The sequence below is a fragment of the Arthrobacter sp. SW1 genome (assembly GCF_001766675.1).
Taxonomy (GTDB): domain Bacteria; phylum Actinomycetota; class Actinomycetes; order Actinomycetales; family Micrococcaceae; genus Arthrobacter.
The window spans coordinates 248,741-265,311 of record NZ_MJLT01000012.1 but is presented as its reverse complement, the minus strand read 5'-3'; the positions used below and the strand labels follow the sequence as shown (position 1 = coordinate 265,311).

At 66.9% G+C, this 16,571-nt stretch carries 18 protein-coding genes; 8 read left to right on the top strand and 10 right to left on the bottom strand.

All coding sequences use genetic code 11. From position 1 onward, the window contains the following. Window positions 1–2 precede the first annotated feature (2 nt). Window positions 3–638 carry a VTT domain-containing protein gene (locus BIU82_RS08610; protein ID WP_070349045.1) on the top strand — a complete coding sequence of 212 codons (636 nt, stop codon included), beginning with the start codon at window positions 3–5 and terminating at the stop codon, window positions 636–638. A gap of 18 nt (window positions 639–656) precedes the next feature. Here BIU82_RS08610 and BIU82_RS08605 read toward each other — a convergent pair whose 3' ends face one another. The 3 genes from BIU82_RS08605 to BIU82_RS08595 all read right to left on the bottom strand — a co-directional run bounded on the left by BIU82_RS08605 (window position 657) and on the right by BIU82_RS08595 (window position 2,656). Then, a complete protein-coding gene (locus tag BIU82_RS08605; protein WP_139146542.1) occupies window positions 657–1,031 on the bottom strand; it encodes a hypothetical protein in 375 nt (124 codons plus the stop codon). 182 nt (window positions 1,032–1,213) lie between these two features. Further along, window positions 1,214–2,335 carry an alanine racemase gene (locus BIU82_RS08600; RefSeq protein WP_070349043.1) on the bottom strand — a complete coding sequence of 374 codons (1,122 nt, stop codon included), beginning with the start codon at window positions 2,333–2,335 and terminating at the stop codon, window positions 1,214–1,216. A 15-nt stretch (window positions 2,336–2,350) separates the two neighbouring features. Continuing rightward, window positions 2,351–2,656 (bottom strand): hypothetical protein, encoded by a 306-nt coding sequence (locus tag BIU82_RS08595; protein ID WP_070349042.1) that lies wholly within the window; start codon window positions 2,654–2,656, stop codon window positions 2,351–2,353. 271 nt (window positions 2,657–2,927) lie between these two features. Between BIU82_RS08595 and BIU82_RS08590 the strand changes: the two genes are divergently transcribed. Beyond that, the gene (locus tag BIU82_RS08590; protein ID WP_139146541.1) at window positions 2,928–4,298 is read left to right on the top strand and encodes a CHRD domain-containing protein; all 1,371 of its coding nucleotides are present in this window, start codon (window positions 2,928–2,930) and stop codon (window positions 4,296–4,298) included. Between the two features lie 116 nt (window positions 4,299–4,414). Here the strand turns inward: BIU82_RS08590 and ppc are convergent, their stop codons facing one another. Beyond that, window positions 4,415–7,213, bottom strand: a complete 2,799-nt coding sequence (gene ppc / locus BIU82_RS08585; RefSeq protein WP_070349040.1) for a phosphoenolpyruvate carboxylase — start codon at window positions 7,211–7,213, stop codon at window positions 4,415–4,417. A 119-nt stretch (window positions 7,214–7,332) separates the two neighbouring features. Then, the gene (locus BIU82_RS08580; protein ID WP_070349039.1) at window positions 7,333–7,638 is read right to left on the bottom strand and encodes a hypothetical protein; all 306 of its coding nucleotides are present in this window, start codon (window positions 7,636–7,638) and stop codon (window positions 7,333–7,335) included. Window positions 7,639–7,734: 96 nt separating this feature from the next. Between BIU82_RS08580 and BIU82_RS08575 the strand changes: the two genes are divergently transcribed. Both BIU82_RS08575 and BIU82_RS08570 read left to right on the top strand, forming a co-directional pair. Continuing rightward, a complete protein-coding gene (locus BIU82_RS08575; protein WP_070349038.1) occupies window positions 7,735–8,568 on the top strand; it encodes a DUF1684 domain-containing protein in 834 nt (277 codons plus the stop codon). Between the two features lie 19 nt (window positions 8,569–8,587). Beyond that, entirely contained in the window at window positions 8,588–9,244 is a 657-nt protein-coding gene (locus BIU82_RS08570; RefSeq protein WP_070349037.1) for a LysE family translocator, read from the top strand. A gap of 19 nt (window positions 9,245–9,263) precedes the next feature. On the opposite strand, the gene BIU82_RS08565 is transcribed toward BIU82_RS08570, so the two are convergent. The 3 genes from BIU82_RS08565 to BIU82_RS08555 form a co-directional block, all read right to left on the bottom strand. Beyond that, window positions 9,264–10,190 (bottom strand): DUF808 domain-containing protein, encoded by a 927-nt coding sequence (locus BIU82_RS08565; protein WP_070349036.1) that lies wholly within the window; start codon window positions 10,188–10,190, stop codon window positions 9,264–9,266. A gap of 61 nt (window positions 10,191–10,251) precedes the next feature. Beyond that, window positions 10,252–11,502: an acyl-CoA dehydrogenase family protein gene (locus tag BIU82_RS08560; protein ID WP_070349035.1), complete on the bottom strand. Its 1,251-nt coding sequence runs from the start codon at window positions 11,500–11,502 to the stop codon at window positions 10,252–10,254. Next, window positions 11,499–12,296, bottom strand: a complete 798-nt coding sequence (locus BIU82_RS08555; RefSeq protein ID WP_070349034.1) for an SDR family NAD(P)-dependent oxidoreductase — start codon at window positions 12,294–12,296, stop codon at window positions 11,499–11,501. Before BIU82_RS08555 ends, BIU82_RS08560 begins: the two co-directional genes overlap by 4 nt. A 96-nt stretch (window positions 12,297–12,392) precedes the next feature. Between BIU82_RS08555 and BIU82_RS08550 the strand changes: the two genes are divergently transcribed. Beyond that, the gene (locus tag BIU82_RS08550; protein WP_139146540.1) at window positions 12,393–13,496 is read left to right on the top strand and encodes a glycoside hydrolase family 76 protein; all 1,104 of its coding nucleotides are present in this window, start codon (window positions 12,393–12,395) and stop codon (window positions 13,494–13,496) included. On the opposite strand, the gene BIU82_RS08545 is transcribed toward BIU82_RS08550, so the two are convergent. Continuing rightward, the gene (locus BIU82_RS08545) at window positions 13,493–14,101 is read right to left on the bottom strand and encodes a YdeI/OmpD-associated family protein (RefSeq protein WP_070349032.1); all 609 of its coding nucleotides are present in this window, start codon (window positions 14,099–14,101) and stop codon (window positions 13,493–13,495) included. The genes BIU82_RS08550 and BIU82_RS08545 overlap by 4 nt on opposite strands. Window positions 14,102–14,201: 100 nt before the next feature. Beyond that, window positions 14,202–14,687 carry a hypothetical protein gene (locus BIU82_RS19875; RefSeq protein ID WP_171906520.1) on the bottom strand — a complete coding sequence of 162 codons (486 nt, stop codon included), beginning with the start codon at window positions 14,685–14,687 and terminating at the stop codon, window positions 14,202–14,204. A gap of 160 nt (window positions 14,688–14,847) precedes the next feature. Between BIU82_RS19875 and BIU82_RS08535 the strand changes: the two genes are divergently transcribed. The 3 genes from BIU82_RS08535 (at window position 14,848) to BIU82_RS08525 (ending at window position 16,524) form a co-directional block, all read left to right on the top strand. After that, window positions 14,848–15,516: a hypothetical protein gene (locus tag BIU82_RS08535; RefSeq protein ID WP_070349030.1), complete on the top strand. Its 669-nt coding sequence runs from the start codon at window positions 14,848–14,850 to the stop codon at window positions 15,514–15,516. 75 nt (window positions 15,517–15,591) lie between these two features. Then, window positions 15,592–15,945 (top strand): hypothetical protein, encoded by a 354-nt coding sequence (locus BIU82_RS08530; protein WP_070349029.1) that lies wholly within the window; start codon window positions 15,592–15,594, stop codon window positions 15,943–15,945. Window positions 15,946–15,984: 39 nt separating this feature from the next. Next, entirely contained in the window at window positions 15,985–16,524 is a 540-nt protein-coding gene (locus BIU82_RS08525) for an NUDIX hydrolase family protein (RefSeq protein WP_070349028.1), read from the top strand. Window positions 16,525–16,571: the final 47 nt, after the last annotated feature.

The window sequence follows — 16,571 nt, the reverse complement described above, 5'->3', positions numbered from 1 at the left end:
GCATGGACTTGAGCACGGCCGAGGGCTGGGGTAGCGCGATCTACCTCTGGATCATCCCCATGGTCCTTGGCGACGCCGTGTTCCCGCCCGTCCCCTCCGAAATGGCGGTCATCACCGGCGGCGCCCTGGCCGCGGACGGCACGGTGAATCCGTGGCTGGTGGGCCTGCTCGCGGCCGGTGCGTCCTGGCTGGGCGACATGGTGGTGTTCCAGCTGTTCAAGCGCCGCCTCAGCCACGTACTGGACCGCTGGAGATGGGGCCGCCGGGTACACCGCGGCATCCACGAAGCCATCGCCAAGGCCGGCCGTTCGTCCACCTACGGTGCGATCATCGGCGCCCGTTTCATTCCGGGAGGACGGCTCGCGACGTCGGCCGCCGCCGGGATTGCCGACGTCTCCGCCCGCGGTTTCAGCCTGTGCGCCGCGCTGGGCGGGCTGCTTTGGGCGGCGTGGCAGATCGGACTCGGTTATTTCACGGGCTCAACCACGAAGCTGCCGTTCTGGGCGAGTTCGCTGATCGGGGTGGGCTTGGGCTTGGTGATCGGCATCATGGTGGGAGTGATCGTCACCCGGAGGCGCGGCAACCGTTCCCCGGTGGACGAGCCGCTGGATATTTCCGAACCGGAGCCGGACGCCTAGAACACCTGTGGGAGCCGTTCACCGGTTCACGCAGTTGGTGGTGAGGAATCTATAGGCCATCTTGGCCTTCGTGACGAAAGGCCTGGAACCGCTGCTGTATTCGACAGCCATGCCGGCGGTGGAGCCTTCAAGCAGCGGGTCCACAACCTCGACTTCCAGGATGACGTTCACGGTCCCACCCGGCTGGACCTCGTAGCCGGCCAAGGGATGTTTCGATGCCCAAAGCCCTTGCGCCATCGAAGAATCTTCCAAGGAGCCCATGGTGACGACCGTCTGTTTGGGCTCCACCGGAACAGCCCATGCCGCTTCGAGCCTGACATTGCGTTCATCCTGCAGATACGCCGAATCCAGGCTCACCGCGGTGGTACCCGAGACCGTAAGCACATCCCCCATGAGCATCGTTTTCCCGTGCTGGTTGGGCGTGCAGATCTCCCCGGTGCCGCCTCCCACCATCGCAGGCCCGTCCGTCCCCGGCGAAGCACAGGCAGAGAGAACGCACCCCAACACCACCGATGCCCCCACGGCAGTCCTTCTTATTCGCATGACCTCTGCTCCCCCAACAGATTTCGTCCCGCCTAGAACACCGGCTTCCACACCTCGACACCGCCGGCGGACACCGCCACCACTTCGCGCCAGCGGTCGAAGACCGAGCACGGGTGCGAGATTCCAAGGTCCACGGTATCGCCCACGTCGAGGCCGGCAGCCTCGTCCACGATTGCGTGGTGGTCGAAGAGCTTGGTGACAGTACCGGCGGGAGCGCCTGAACCGCCAGAAGAAAGCAGCTCCCCGCCCCGGTGATGGGCCACGATCAACGGCAGTCCGGCGTCGTACGCCAATTCACGCTTGCCGGCATTCAGGATCACGCGGCCAGGCTCCGGCCCGGAAACCACCAACGCGCGGACCACCGCGGCCGCCTCCAGACCGGGCACAGGCGAGACGCCCGCGTAAGTTCCGTGGTCGTGCACCACGTAGCAGCCCGAACGCAGCACGTTCACGGCGCCCTCGGGCAGGAACATCGCGGCACGGTCCTGGAAGGCGGAGCCGCCCACGGTGAAAACGGGCTCCTCCACCTCGAATTCCAACGACTCAAAGACGTCCCGCGCCACCCGGCAGTGCGCGTCGACGGCGGCCAGGTTCTCCTCGGTGCGCACGTTCGGTGCCACGCCCTCGTAAGCGCTGACACCTGCCAGCAGCAGGCCGCCCGCGTCGGCGATAAGTGCCGCCAGTGGTCCTGCTTCTTCCGCGGCCCGGATCCCGGTGCGGCCGCCGGGCGTCCCGACGTCGATCAGCACCTTCAACGGCCGCGTCGCCCCTCGGAACACCTCCGCCGCCGCGGCCACTCCCGCGGCGGAATCCGCCAGGGCGTAGATCTCCAGCTCCGGCGACTCCGCCAGCATGGCGCGCAGTTTCTCGAGATGGGCGCGGAACAACACCTCGTTGACGATCAGGATCCTCGAGGCACCCCACTCCGCGGCCTTCGCGGCCTGCGCGGTGGTGGCCACGGTGACGCCCCAGCACCCGGGCAGCTGCCGCCGGACGATCTCTTCGGTCATGGTGGTCTTGATGTGCGGGGCCAGCACCATGCCGTGGTCCCGGGTCCAGGTTTCCTTGATGGCGATGTTGCGCTCAACCGCGGCCACATCCAGGAGCATCTGCGGGAGGGTCTCCAGCACCAGGGCAGGATCAAGGGAGGTCATGGCGTTCGTTCCTTCTCAGACGGGCATCCACTTGCCGCGGCTGCGGCGCAATACGGACAGGGAACCGGTCAGCGCAACGCGTTCGACGGCGTCGCGCATCATTTCGGCCGAAAGGCGGGCTTCGCTGTTCTCGCCTTGGTAGTCGCGCGCTTCCACGAGGAAGCGCAGCACGATCTGCGGCACGCCGCCCACAATGCCCAACTGGTTCGATTCCACGTGGTGCCGCGTCTCCAAGGCCTCCACCGCGGAGTCCATCACGGATTCGGGGGCGTTGCCGGGCCGGAGCCCGGTGATCTTCAACTTGGCTTGGAAAGACGGCACCCCACCACCCTAATGGCCAAGGCACTTCCCGCGGCCCACCGCTGCGGACACGGATGCCGGGGAAATGCGCCGGGAATTTGCCGTTCGGAAACAGCGAAAAACGTGCCGGTGACATCTTTACAAAGTTATTGACTGTCAATTTACACACTGAATAACGTCGCCAATGAGGCAGCCGCCTCATTGGGGGGAGGCTCTTCGCTAATGTGCAAAAGTTTGGCGCGCCGGGTTGGTTCCCGCCGTTCCTTGAATCTCAGAAGAAAGGGCCAGTGAGATGTCCAGCAAATTCGCACGCGCAGGCCGGAAGTGGCTGGCTGCCGCTGCGGCCAGCTCAGCTCTTGTCCTCGGCGGAGGACTCGCAACCGCCCCGGCCGGCTTTGCCGCTGACGGGCACGACGGCGGCCACGGCGGTGGCCATGGAGGCGGCGACGCCTGCACGTTCTTCCTCGAGCACATGTGGGCCAATGAAGACGGCATTCCACTGCTCGGAAGTTTCGCCCACTTCAACGAATTCCACACTGATCCCGCGTACGAAAACCTGGTCCTCTCGCTGGCCAGCGGCGCGATCGGCAATTCCGAAATGCCGGTTATTGACATTTACGGCGGTCCCCTCGGCTGGATTCCGGTCTTCAACCCCTCGCACGTGAAGGGCCACGGCACGGACTACGTCACCCTGCTCACCTCCTGTGGCGGCATCGGCATTCCGCTGAACAGCAATGACCTGACCACCCTCAACGTGCCGTCGGTCGAGAAGCTGGCCGATCTTTCAGACCTGATCCTCCCGGGCCTGCCCTCCCCGGAGAAGCTCACGGATCCCAACTACCTCTGGAAGACCACGGACGCCACCGACATCCTGCACCGGATCTCCCCCGAGACCCTGAGCAACATGGATGAATACGTGAACTTCGCCGGAGACCACTTCGACACCTGGCGCCTGCTGTGGGAGACGGCCCTGAGCGACGTCTCCAGCGGCAACCCCACGGGCGTCCTGGAAGTCCTGAAGATCACCGAGAACATCAACACCCTTGAATCGCTGTCCACCATTGTCGGCGGCACCGGCAGCACCCCCGGCTCCCCGGCCGGCGGCCTCCTGCCCGGCGTCCTCGGCGAAGAGGGCGTTACCAGCGTAGTGGGCGGCCTCACGGGTGGCCTCACCGGCGGCGGCACCACGCCGACGCCCGGCACCCCCGGCACCGGTGGCCTGACCGACGGCCTGTCCGGCCTGCTCGGCGGCAACCTGCTCGGCAGCCTTCCGATCCTGGGTGGAGGCGGAACCACGACTCCGCCCACTACCCCGCCCGTGACCACCAGCTCGGAATTCACGGTGCTCATGTCCGGCGCCACCCACACCCCGCCCGTCGACTCCGATGGCCTGGGCCAGTGCCAGGCCAAGCTGACCGGCAACACCCTGACCGTTGCCTGCCTCTACGCAGGCATGTCCTCCGCCGTGACCGGTGCGCACCTGCACAGCGGCAACACCAGCTTTGACCTGACCACCACCGGTGGAACCAGCGGTGGTGCCACCGGCACCTTCACGCTGACCTCGGAGCAGGCCACCGCCCTGAAGGCCGGCCAGTTCTCGATCAACATCCACACCACCAACCACGCGAACGGTGAGATCGGCGGAACCGTCAAGCCCTGCTAAGGTCACGCGCCTCAGCGGATGCACCGCCGGGCCCGGCCGACTGCCAGGCCCGGCGGAAAACAAAAGAGGATGGAGTCCGGGAATTCCCGGGCTCCATCCTCTTTTACGTTGAGCCCTTAGCCGGTGTTGCGCAGGCCGGCGGCCACGCCGTTCACGGTAATGAGCATGGCGCGCTGCAGGCGCTCGTCGATCTCGGCGCCGGAGATGGAGGCCTCACGGACGCGGCGCAGCAGTTCCACCTGCAGGTAGCTGATCGGGTCCAGGTACTGGTCCCGGATTTCGAGGGAGCGCTTAAGCGTGGGCTGGGCTTCCAGCAGCTCGGTTTCCCCGGTGAGCCGCTCCACCTCGGCCACGGTGAGCTCGTACTCGGCCCGGATGGCGGCGAACAGGTGGTGCAGTTCGGCCGGGACCAGGGAGGAGACGTAGTGTCCGGCGATGTCCATGTCCGTCTTGGCCAGGGTCATCTCCACATTGGAAATCACCGAGCGGAAGAAGTGCCAGCGGTCCATCATCTCGGCCAGTTCCTCGGTGCGGCCGGCCTCGCGGGCAGCTTTCAGGCCGGATCCAACGCCGAACCAGCCGGGCACGATCTGGCGGGACTGGGTCCAGCCGAACACCCACGGAATGGCGCGCAGGCCGCCCAGTCCGGCACCGGAATCGGGGCGCTTGGACGGGCGGGAGCCGATGTTCAGCGAACCGAGCTGCTCCACCGGAGTCGACGCCAGGAAGTACGCGGGCAGGTCCGGGTCATCGATCAGGGAACGGTAGCGTTCGAAGGCGGCGTCGGAGATGGTCTCCATGACTTCGCCGTAGCGTTCGCGCTCGTCCTCCGAGGTACGCGGGGTGCGGTGCAGCGCGGAACCCTGCATGACGGCGGCCAGGGAGAGCTCCAGGTTCTCGCGGGCCAGTTCCGGCAGCGAGTACTTGTCCGAGATGACCTCGCCCTGTTCGGTGAACTTGATGGCGCCTTCCAGCACACCGTTCGGCTGGGCCATGATGGCGTCGTAGGTGGGTCCGCCGCCGCGGCCCACGGAACCGCCGCGGCCGTGGAACAGGCGGACGTTCACGCCGTGCTTGGCGGCGACGTCGCGCAGCTTGCGTTGGGTCTTGTGGATTTCCCACTGGCTGGTGAGCACGCCGGATTCCTTGTTGGAGTCCGAGTAGCCCAGCATGATTTCCTGCACGTCCCCGCGCAGGCGCACCAGCTCCCGGTAGGACGGATCGGACAGCAGCTGGTCCACGATTTCCGCCGAAGCCCGCAGTTCCTCCACGGTTTCCAGCAGCGGGGCGAAGCCGATCTTGGCGTGCGGTGCCGCGCCGAAGAGGTCCACCAGCCCGGCCTCACGGGCCAGCACGGCGGCGGCAAGGACGTCGTCCGCGCCGCGGGTCATCGAGATGATGTAAGTCTCGACGACGTCCGGGCCGTAGGTCTGCAAAGCCTGGCGGATGCTGCGGAAGACGTCGTACGTGCCGTCCGCGGCGCCGTCGAGCTTAATGGGGTGGCCGGACAGCGGACGGCGGGACGCCAGTTCGGCACTGAGCCGCTTGAAGCGGTCGTCGCGGCTGAGCTCACCGTAAGGCCCTTCGGTGCCGAGCCGGTCGATCAGCTGCCCCACGGCGTCGTGGTGGTGGTCAGCATGCTCGCGGATGTCGAGGGTGGCCAGGTGCAGGCCGAACGCGGCGAGGGTGCGGCGGACGCGTGCCAGCGCACCGTCCGCAACGAGCGACGCCGAGTGCTTCCGCAGGGAGTTTTCCAGCAGTTCCAGCTCGGAGAGCATGTCCGCGGTGGTGGCGTAGTCGCGGCCGGGCTCGTGGTAGCTGCCCGCGGCCACGCGCTTGCCGGTGTTGATGAGCTTGGCCTTGATGCAGGTCAGCTTGAGGCGGTACGGCTCCTGGGCGTTGAGCTCCAGGATGCGCTTGTCCAGGCCCGGCAGGTTCTTGAGGTCGACGGCGATCGAGTCCAGGAGTTCCTGCTCGGCCCCGACCAGGGCGGTGGAGTTGGACAGGACGGAGATGAGCTCATCGACCAGCGCGATGCTGAGGCGCAAGGCGTGCTGGTTCTGCAGCTGCAGGATTTCACGGGTGACGGCGGCGGTGACGTTGGGGTTGCCGTCGCGGTCGCCGCCGATCCAGGAGCCGAAGCGCAGCGGAGCGCCCTGCGCGGGGAGACTGACACCATGCTCGGCGAGCAGCTCGGAAAGGTCCGTGAGCATCTCCGGCATGGCGTCGCTGAGGATGCTGTTGAGGTAGTAGATCGCGTTGCGGGCCTCGTCCACCGGGGTGGGGCGGACCTGGCGCAGCTCGTCGGTCTGCCACATCTGGTCGATGATTTCGGAGAGCTGGCGGTCCTGGCGGCGGCGGGCGGAGGTGCCTTCGGCGGTGGGCTCGGCGAGCACGTCGGAGAGCTTGCGGATCTTGTCCAGCACGGAGCGGCGAGACGCCTCGGTGGGGTGGGCAGTGAAGATGGGGCGGACGTCCAGGCCGTTCACCACATCCTGCAGCACCTCCGGGCCTGCCTCGCCGGCGATCTCGGCGACGGCCTTGGCCAGCCAGCCGTCCTTCTCCTGGCGGGTGCGCAGCCCGCGGACGCGGTGGACCTGCTCGGCGGCGTTGGCCAGGTGGAAGTAGAAGGCGAACGCGCGGACCAGTTCGGTGGCTTCGTCCAGCGGCAGGGAGGCGAGCAGCTCGCGGACCTGGGCGACGACGTCGTGCGCGCTCCAAGGACCGGTGGCATCGGCACCGCCGCGGGCGGCTTCCTTGGACTCCTTGGTGAGCAGGCGGACCTGCTCCACGAGCTTGAGCAACTCCGGGCCGTGCTGGCGGACCAGTGATTCGCCAAGGAGCGTGGAAACGCGGCGGACGTCCGCCCGGAGCTCCGCGGCGAGATCGGCGCTGGAATGTGCAGTGTCAACCATAAGAAAAGTACCCTCTGGACATGGTGGAGGCCCGTACACTGCGCTGGATACTGTGAGCCGGATTACTGATTCCAGAGAATCCTACCCGTTGGGCCTGCAGCCTGCCGCAATGTTTCTTACTAAGGCAGCTTGCTATTGGTGAGCCGCGGCAGGACCACCTTCCCGGCGGCAAGGTCCACGCCGTGGCCTCCCGGCCCCTCCGAATACACCTCGTGGCGCTTCTGCTTCATCTCTTCACGCGCGGCCGCGGCCTCTGTACTGGTGGGTGCGCCGGTGGCGGGATCGATCATCGTCAACACACTGCCGAACGTCCCGGTGGCGCCCTTGGCCATGCCTCCGCGCGAGACCATCCGGGTCCCGGCCCAGATGGCGCCCACTATGACGCCAACGCAGACTACCGCTGCCACCAACGCGTCGATCCCCATGCGCCAGAGCCTACGCCCGGGTACGGCTTTCGGGAATGGGGCCGGCCGGTGCATGGTTGAAGGCAGCAGACCGCACCGCAGCAACCCGGAGGAACCATGACCGCAACAGCACCCGCCGACGCCCAGCTCGAACGGTGGCAGCGGTTCCGCAACAGCCGGAACAATGCCCTCGCGACGTCCCACGGCTGGCTGACCCTCACTTCCTTCCAGTGGCTGGAACCCCAGCCGTCCGCCGTCGAACTGGTTCCGGGACTCTGGTCAACCGACGGTACGACGGCGGCGCTCACCGCCAGCGCGGCGGACGGGCTCACGCTCGTGGAAACCGGGGAGCCGGTGGACGGCACCATCACGGCCGTGCTGCAGGACGAGGAATCGCTGATGTGGGTGCAGTTCGGCGGGGCGGACGGCACCCAGGTGGTGGTGGAACTGGCCATGCGCGCGGACAAGTACGCCATCCGCACCCGGGATGACGCCTCGCCCGTGCTGACGGAATTCGACGGCGTTCCCACCTTCGACTACAAGCCGGACTGGGTGATCACGGGCCGCTTCGAGACCTACCCTGAGCCCGTGGACGTGCCGATCGGCACCGCGAATCCGCTGGTGGACGGCGTGCACCGTTCCGTAGGCGAGGTGGTCTTCCACGTCCCGGGCCGGGAACACGAGGTCCGCCTGCACGCCGAGGAGGAAAAGCTCGGCGCCCTCAACGTCACCTTCCACGATGAAACGAACGGGAACACCACGGATGAGTGGCGCAAGCTCGCCATCCCGCGCCCCCGTCCGGACGGCTCCGTAGTGCTCGACTTCAACCGCGCCATCAACTACCCCAGCGCGTTCACGCCCTACGGGACCTGCCCTATGCCTGTGGCCGGAAATTCGATCGATGTGGCCGTGGAAGCGGGCGAAAAACTGCCGTCCGGACGGGTGGTCTGAGCCCACTTATCCTTGGAGGGTGACGCTTCAGGAATCCCTTCTCGGCTACGCCGCACTCGCCGCCCTCATCACGGTCATCCCGGGCACGGACACCGCGCTGGTGCTCCGCTATTCGATCGCCCAGGGCCGCCGCCACGCCTACATGGCGGCCTTCGGAATGATCGCGGGAGCATTCGTTTGGGGCGCCGCCGCGGCGACAGGGGTTTCGGCGCTGCTCACCGTCTCCACCGTGGCCTACGACGCGCTGCGCCTGGGTGGTGCCGCGTACATGCTGTGGCTGGGGATCGGGCTCTGGCGCGCCTCGCTGAAGAAGTCCGACGCCGAACTGCCGCCGGGTGCCTTGCCGCACCTGAGCCTCGAACCGCTTCGCCGTACCTGGTTGAAAGGCTTCGTGTCCAATCTGCTCAACCCGAAGTACGGCATGTTCTGCATCGCCGTCATCCCACAGTTCCTGGTGCCGGAGGTGCCCGCCGTGTGGATGGGTCTGCTGCTTTCCGTGGTGAGCAACGTGGAGGCCGTGGTGTGGTTCGCCGTCATCATTTCAGCCGCCCAGTTCTTCCGGAAGTGGCTGCAGGGCGCACAGTTCCGCCGCTGGATCGACCGCGTGACCGGCACCGTGCTGGGAACGTTCGGCGTGGTGGCGGTGGCAGAAACCTTCGCCCCGCGGCACGCGTAAGGGCGCCGTGTAAAGCCGGTCAGTGCTTATGCGCTGATGCGTGTTCCGGCGATTCGCCGCCCTCGCTGAAGCTGGGGCGCTTGCCGATCATCTTGCCGATGCCGAGGATCACGCCGACCACGGTGATTCCCACAATGAAGCCGCAGATGGCGGAGATCAGGGTGTCGCCGAACCAGACGATGACGGCGCCAAGGGGTTCGAGCGCGTGCTCGACGCTGTGCAGCAGGTCTTCGGTGAAGTGTAGGCCCACCTCGCCGAGGTTCACCATCACCAAGTGGCCACCCACCCAGAGCATCGCCACCGTGCCCACCACGCTGATCACGCGGAACACTGCCGGCATGGAGCGCACGATCGCGGCACCTGACTGGCGGACCGCCTGGCTGCGGCTCGTCTCCATCTTCAGTCCGACGTCGTCGATCTTCACCAGCAAGGCCACCACACCGTAGACGGCAACGGTCATGATGATGGCGATCGCGGAAAGTACGGCGAGGGTGGTCCAGATGCCCAGGTTCGGGTCCAGGCTGGCCAGGGAAATCAGCATGATTTCGGTGGACAGAATGAGGTCCGTGCGGACGGCGCCGAGCACCAGACGGCGTTCGTCCCGGGCTTCTTCTTCGCCGTGCCCGTGCTCGATCCCGAACCATTCGAGCACCTTTTCCGCGCCTTCGAAGCAGAGGTAGGTGCCGCCAAGGATGAGGAGATAGGGCAGCACCCAGGGGGCGAAGGCCGTCAGCAGCATGGCGAGGGGGATGATGATCACGAACTTGTTCGCGATGGAGCCCAAGGCGATCTTGCCGACCACCGGCAGTTCCCGGGCCGGGGTGATGCCCTGCACGTACTGGGGCGTCACGGCGGCATCGTCAATGACCACGCCCGCCGCCTTCGAGGACGCCTTCAGCGCGGCGCTCAGGATGTCATCGACAACGGCCAACAAACCAACCGACATGGGTTCCCCCTCTATGTGTACTTTCGAGGAACAACACTACCGGCAGGCTGAGGCCGCGAAACTACACAATCGCTGACACCCCGGTGACGTTCCGGCCAACGATCAGCGAGTTGATCTCGAAGGAGCCTTCGTAGGTGTAGATGGCCTCGGCGTCGGCGAAGATCTTCGCCATGCGGTAGTCGGTGACGATTCCGTTGCCGCCCAGGATGGAACGGCCCATCGCCACGGTTTCACGCATCCGGGCACTGCAGTAGGACTTGGCCAGGGCCACCTGGGCCATGCTCGCCCCGCCGTGCCGCTCCCCTTTCGCGTCCACGTAGGCGTCCTCCTGGAGCTGGGCGATCCTGGCCATCATGCCCATGCTGGCCACCGCGTTGCCGAGCATGTCCACCAGTTGCTGCTGGACCAGCTGGAACTTCGCCAGCGGCCTACCGAACTGGAGGCGTTCCAGCGCGTACTGCCGGGCGACGTCGAACGCTGCCAGCTGCTGCCCCACCGCCTGCCAGGCGACCATGAGGCGCGATCCGCGCAGCAGGTAGTTGGTGTCGTTGAAGCTGTTGATCCCGGCGAAGCGGTCCGCCTCGGAGATCCGGACGTCCTTGAAGGTGATGTTGGCGTTCTGCACGGTGCGCAGGGCGATCTTGTTCTCGATCTTGGTGCGGGTGATGCCGGGAAGGTTGCCGTCCACGATGAAGCCGCGGACCACCTTGCGGCCCGCGTCGAGTTCGGCTTCGTCCAGGGCCCAGACAAGCATGTGGTCGCAGAACGTCCCGTTGCCGATCCAGCGCTTGGCGCCGTTCAGCACCCAGTGGTCACCGCCGTCGTCGGGAGTCCCGCCCGGCACCCGCCTGGCGGTGGTCTGCAGGCCGCCGGCCACATCCGAGCCGTGCTCCGGTTCGGTCAGCGCGAAGGCGCCGGTGGTGCGGAGGTTGGTGGCGTCGTCGAGGTAGCGGTCCTGCTGGTCCTGGGAACCGAACTCATACAGCGACTCAACGAAAAGATCGTGATGGACCATGAAGAAGGTGGCGATCGAGGTGTCCACGCGGGTCATTTCGGCGATCACCAGGCCCGCGAAAAGGTTGCTGTAGCCGCGGTGCGTGGGCGCGCTCAGCCGGAGCCCGCCCAGCTTGGGCAGCAAGTGGGAAGGGAACTCGGCCTTGTCCCACCAATCCGAGGCGTAGGGGGCAACCTCGCTGGCCAGGAACTCGCGCACTTCCTGGAGCTTGCGCTGCTCCTGCACGCTGAGGAGGGACTCGAAGTCGAAGAAGTCCGCCGAAGGGAGCTCGTCCGGCGCGGGGGTCTTGTGGCTCATTTCGGTGCCATCCGGATGGCACCGTCCAGGCGGATGGTTTCGCCGTTGAGCATGGCGTTCTCCACGATGTGCGCCACCAGGTTCGCGTACTCGCCGGGGCGGCCGAGCCGCGCCGGGTGCGGGACCTGCTGGCCCAGGGAATCCTGCGCCTCCTGCGGCAGGCCGGCCAACATGGGGGTTTCGAAGATGCCCGGGGCAATGGCCACCACCCGGATCAGCGAGCGCGCCAGTTCGCGGGCCACGGGCAGGGTCATCGCGGCCACGGCGCCCTTGGACGCGGCGTAGGCGGGCTGGCCGATCTGGCCGTCGAATGCGGCCACCGACGCCGTGTTGATGATGACGCCGCGCTCCGGGCCGCCGAGCTCGGTGGAGACGGGATCGGTGGCGGCCATCGCGGCGGCGGCGAGCCGGATGACGTTGAAAGTGCCCACCAGGTTGATCTGGATGACCTTGGTGAAGTTTTGCAGCGGCAGCACTCCGTCGCGGCCCAGCACCTTGCCGGGGGTGGCGACGCCGGCGCAGTTCACCACGATCCGCAGCGGCCCCAGGGCCGTGGCGGCGTCGACGGCGGCCTGCACCTGTGCTTCATCGGTCACGTCCGCGGGGACGAAGACGGCCTTCGGGCCGCTGCCGGGAACGGCACCGTTCAGTTCCGCCGCAAAAGCCTCGCCCGCCGAGGACGGAAGATCCAGCAGCACCACGGAAGCTCCGGCGTCGAACAACCTCCTGGCTGTTGCGGCCCCCAAGCCCGACGCGCCGCCGGTGACAAGCGCCACCGCTCCCCTGATGTCCATCCATCCTCCTTGATGCCAGCCATTGCGTTAATGCATGTTAACTGAATCACATGGATTGCGCAGCCCTGGCCGGAACGGATGGCTACGCTAAAGACCATGGCCACCGCAGATACTCCGGACCTGGCAGCCCGCGCCGACCAGGCCGCCCGCGCCGTCACCCGGACCTTCGGCCAGCGGCTCTTCTTCCTGCCGGGCACGCATATCGGCGCCTCCTACCGGCCCAACAAACGCCTGCGCGCGCTCCTGGAACCGTGGAATTACTGGTGGCAGGCGCATTACGTGGACTGCCTGGTGGACGCCGGTCGCCGGGAGCTCGCCGCCGGAAGAAGGTTCGACGGCGAAGCCCGGCCGAGTGCCGGCCGCCTGGCGTCGCGGCTGGTCACCACCATCCGGCTGCGGAACTTCCTGCGCTTCGTCAACAGCTATTTCGACGACATGGCCTGGCTGGCCATGGCCACGCTGCGACTGGAGGAGCTGGCCGAGGCAACGCGCAAACCGGGCCGCCGCCGCAATGCCCGTGTCCGCGAAAGCCTCACCCTGCAGTTCGATTCCGCGTCCACCGAGGATCTGGGCGGCGGCACGTTCTGGAACACGGCCCGCGACTTCAAGAACACCCCGGCCACTGCCCCCGTGGCCCTTTACTACGCGCGCACCGGGCGCCGCGAGCACGCGCAGGGACTGCTGGACTGGCTCAACGCCCGCCTCCTCAGCCCGGAAACGGGGCTGTATATGGACGGCCTGCGCATCAGCGGCGGAGACACCGTGCTGGTCCCCGATATCTACACCTACAACCAGGGCCCCGTGCTTGGCGCCATGCTGGAACTCGGCGGCGAAGCGAACGTGCGGCGGGCTGCCGCGCTTATCGAAGCCGTCCGGGAGCGTTTGACCCTCAAGCAGAGCAACGTTCTGAAGAGCCACGGAGACGGCGACGGCGGACTCTTCACCGGGATCCTGCTCCGCTACCTTGCCCGCGCCGCAGCCGATGAACGCCTGCCGCAGCACGCCCGGGACGCCGCCCACGCCATGGTGCTCGACACGGCGGATGCTTTCTGGAAGGGCCGCTCAGAAACTGAGACGCCCACCTTCTCCAAGGACCCGCTGCGGCCGGCGAGCGAGACGTATCCGCCGGGCTCCGCCGTCGAACTTTCCACCCAGCTCCAGGCGTGGATGGCACTCGAGGCGGCCGCCAGCCTCGCTTAAGAACGGGGCGGCGTCTCCGGTTTCTTCTTCTGCGGGTGGGGCGCCTCGTGGCGGGCGAGCATCTCCACGAATCCGGCGATCTTCCGGGCCCGGGTTTCCGCGCGCTTCACGGAATTGGTGCGGTAGATCAGCGCGAAGCGGTTGGTGGAGGTGAGGACATCGAACATGGCCTGCGCCTCCGGGACGGCGGCGATCGCCGCAGCCAGGTCCTCCGGAACCTCGGCAGAGGCGGGGCCGGAGTAGGCCTTGTCCCAGCGGCCGTCGGCCTTGGCGGCGGCGACGGCGGCCCGGCCGGCGTCGCGCATCTTCCCGGCGGCTTCCAGCCGGGCGATATGCCCCACGTTCCGGGCCGACCACGGGCTGCGCGGACCACGGGGCGTCATGCGCTGGAGGGAAGTTTCCTCGTCGCGGCGCTTGCCCTGGCCGTCGATCCAGCCGAAGCACAGTGCCTCATCCAGCGCGGCATCGTAGGTGAGCGCGGTGACGTTGCCGCCGTTCTTGTGCAGCACCAGCCATACCCCCGGGCTGCTGGCATGGTTCGCCTCAAGCCACGCCCGCCATTCCGCAGCGTCTTTCACCAGCAGTTCCTCAAGTTCAACGGCCATGCGCCCATTCTGCCGTGCAGCCACAAAGTTCGCTCCACCTCCGTCCAGAGCGAATGAGACGGTTCGCGTTACCAGTGGAAATGTCACCGGTAACGCCCCATTAGTTGAGGGGCCGGGCTCGCCGTCGAGACACGAGAACACCACTGGTGATTGCAGCTAGCAGCCCTAGTCCGATGACCAAGAGTCCGACGTTTATGCCGTTCAGGATCCATTCCGGCGTGCGTCCCGGCTCCAGGCCTGCGTCTCCGGGCAGGCGGTATCCACTGAAGAGCGCTACCAGGAAGCCTCCCGCTGTGAGGACTCCGATTCCTGCCACGACGCTTCCTGTGATCAGGAGTCGTGTCGTCGAACGGAGCGGACGTCGAAGTGTGAGAACCGCAGCGGTGATCGCGGCCAGTACGCCGAGCCCAAAGAGGAAACATCCGGCGCTCATGCCGTACACAATCCATTGGGGCGTGTAACCGGGTTCGAGACCGGCGTCCTCGGCCATGCGATAGTCGATGCCGGAAGCGATAGCGAAGCCGATCACCACGAGCACTCCAGCTCCGGCAATGATGCTTCCGACGACGAGGAATCGCTTCGTCAATGTCATTTTCTTCCCCCGAAACTAGCCTGCCCGTTCAAGCTACCAACTTCAGTGGTGCGGCCAGACGCCTGGTAGCCAACTCGACCTGTTGGCCGGGAACCGTTCCAGGTTGTAGTCCTGGTCGCGAGGATAGCGAGACAGCGACGCGTAGGCTGGGGCCATGCTGCGTGTACGCCCCATCCATTTCACGTCCCGACCCGACGCCTGGGAGCCCCTGTTGGGCGCGCTCGGCATGATCAAGACCGTGGACGACGGCGACTGGCGCGAGTTCGACGCCGGCTCCGGCCGCCTCGCCCTCCACCGCGCCCCCGAGGGTTCTGCTGAAGACGGCACCACCGCCTTCGGCGTCGAGGTCGGCGAACTCGCGGAATTCGCCCGCCGCACCGTGGCCGACGGCACCCGCGCCGACGTCATCGACGCCCCGCACGGCAGTACCGTCCAGGTCACGGCGGAGGACGGCTTCGCGTTCTTCGCGGACAAAGCCGCCCACGGCGCAGTGTGCGCGGACGCGGACCCGGCGCTCGCCGTCGTCGGGGTCTGGCTGACGCCCGGTGTCGAAAACGCCGCGCGGGAGCTCCGCAACATCGGTGCCCGGCCCCGCCACGAATTCCCGGACGGCGCCGATTTCACCACCAAGAACGGCGGCATCCTGGCCGTGCGGGCTGCTTCCGCGACGGCGGGCGGCCCCCTCGAATTCGAGTACGACGGCGGCCTGGACAGCGTGCGGGAACGGCTCGCCGCCGCGGGGGTTGAGGTCCGTTCGGAGGGCGGCGCGCTGGTGATGCCGACGCCGGATGGCGGCGAACTGCTGGTGCGGCAGGGCGTCTGAAGCCCCCAAAACCACCCCTTGACCAGCCGCCGCGGCGGTGCCGTAATGAAATCAGGGCACCGAAGGAGGACGGACGTGGGCATTCTGGATTCCATAACAAAGGGCATGCCGGTGGTTGACGGTACCGGCGAGGTGATCGGCCGGGTGGAAGAGGTGGTTCCGCCCAATGAAAAGGCGGAGTTGTTCGAGGACGCCGTGATCGGTACCGAACCGGACCTGCTGACGATTGGGCTGCATTCCGTTTTTGGCAGGGAGCCCAAGGTTCCGGAGCTGATGGCGCGGCGGCTGTTCCATTCGGGCTACATCAAGATCGATGCCCGGGGCTTCCTGGCCGGCGACAGCTATGCGGCGGCGGACACTATCGCCAAGGTGGAGGACGGGACGGCCTACCTGAGCCTGACCCGGCACGAGCTCGCGGCCCAGGTGTGAACAGACCCTCCGGGCAGCTGATGCGGTAGAACTTAACGCATGAGCGTGCGCACCCCTGACCCCAACCCCGGCTGGCTGTCCCCTGAGGACCTCTTCGAGGCGCGCGGCCGCCTGCCCATGGTCTATGTGGAGGCGGTTCCGGTCCGGCTGGATCCGTTGGGCTTCGTCAACGAGGTGGGCACGCTCCTGCAGGGCGACGCCGACGGCAACATGGTCCGCTACCTCGTCTCCGGCCGCGTGCTGTACCGCGAAACCATCCGTGCCGCCCTGTTGCGCCACATCGAAAAAGACCTCGGCCCGCTCGCCTTCCCGCAGCTGCCCATCAGCCCGGTGCCCTTCACCGTGGCCGAATACTTCCCCGCGCCGTCCCAGACCGGCTTCACCGACGACCGCCAGCACGCCGTCTCCCTGGTCTACGTCATCCCGGTCACCGGCGAATGCGATCCCCGCCAGGACGCGCTGGAACTGACCTGGATGACGCCGGAAGAAGTCCTCAGCGAAGAAGTCCAGCAGGAGTTCGACGGCGGCCGCGGCAACCTGGTGCGCCAGGCGCTCGCCTTCGCCGGCGTCGGCCTCTAAGCCTCCCTCCACATAGCCCGGATTTCCACATAGCCGGGAAGTCTCCC

Bases quoted from the DNA above. Each gene is read 5' to 3' on its own strand.
- BIU82_RS08575 (WP_070349038.1), top strand. From the start codon at position 7,735: ATGACCGCAACAGCACCCGCCGACGCCCAGCTCGAACGGTGGCAGCGG.
- BIU82_RS08525 (WP_070349028.1), top strand. From the start codon at position 15,985: ATGAGCGTGCGCACCCCTGACCCCAACCCCGGCTGGCTGTCCCCTGAG.
- BIU82_RS08535 (WP_070349030.1), top strand. From the start codon at position 14,848: ATGCTGCGTGTACGCCCCATCCATTTCACGTCCCGACCCGACGCCTGG.
- BIU82_RS08590 (WP_139146541.1), top strand. From the start codon at position 2,928: ATGTCCAGCAAATTCGCACGCGCAGGCCGGAAGTGGCTGGCTGCCGCT.
- ppc (WP_070349040.1), bottom strand. From the start codon at position 7,213: ATGGTTGACACTGCACATTCCAGCGCCGATCTCGCCGCGGAGCTCCGG.
- BIU82_RS08600 (WP_070349043.1), bottom strand. From the start codon at position 2,335: ATGACCTCCCTTGATCCTGCCCTGGTGCTGGAGACCCTCCCGCAGATG.
- BIU82_RS08610 (WP_070349045.1), top strand. From the start codon at position 3: ATGGACTTGAGCACGGCCGAGGGCTGGGGTAGCGCGATCTACCTCTGG.
- BIU82_RS08550 (WP_139146540.1), top strand. From the start codon at position 12,393: ATGGCCACCGCAGATACTCCGGACCTGGCAGCCCGCGCCGACCAGGCC.
- BIU82_RS08555 (WP_070349034.1), bottom strand. From the start codon at position 12,296: ATGGACATCAGGGGAGCGGTGGCGCTTGTCACCGGCGGCGCGTCGGGC.
- BIU82_RS08560 (WP_070349035.1), bottom strand. From the start codon at position 11,502: ATGAGCCACAAGACCCCCGCGCCGGACGAGCTCCCTTCGGCGGACTTC.
- BIU82_RS08565 (WP_070349036.1), bottom strand. From the start codon at position 10,190: ATGTCGGTTGGTTTGTTGGCCGTTGTCGATGACATCCTGAGCGCCGCG.
- BIU82_RS08545 (WP_070349032.1), bottom strand. From the start codon at position 14,101: ATGGCCGTTGAACTTGAGGAACTGCTGGTGAAAGACGCTGCGGAATGG.
- BIU82_RS08605 (WP_139146542.1), bottom strand. From the start codon at position 1,031: ATGGGGGATGTGCTTACGGTCTCGGGTACCACCGCGGTGAGCCTGGAT.
- BIU82_RS08580 (WP_070349039.1), bottom strand. From the start codon at position 7,638: ATGGGGATCGACGCGTTGGTGGCAGCGGTAGTCTGCGTTGGCGTCATA.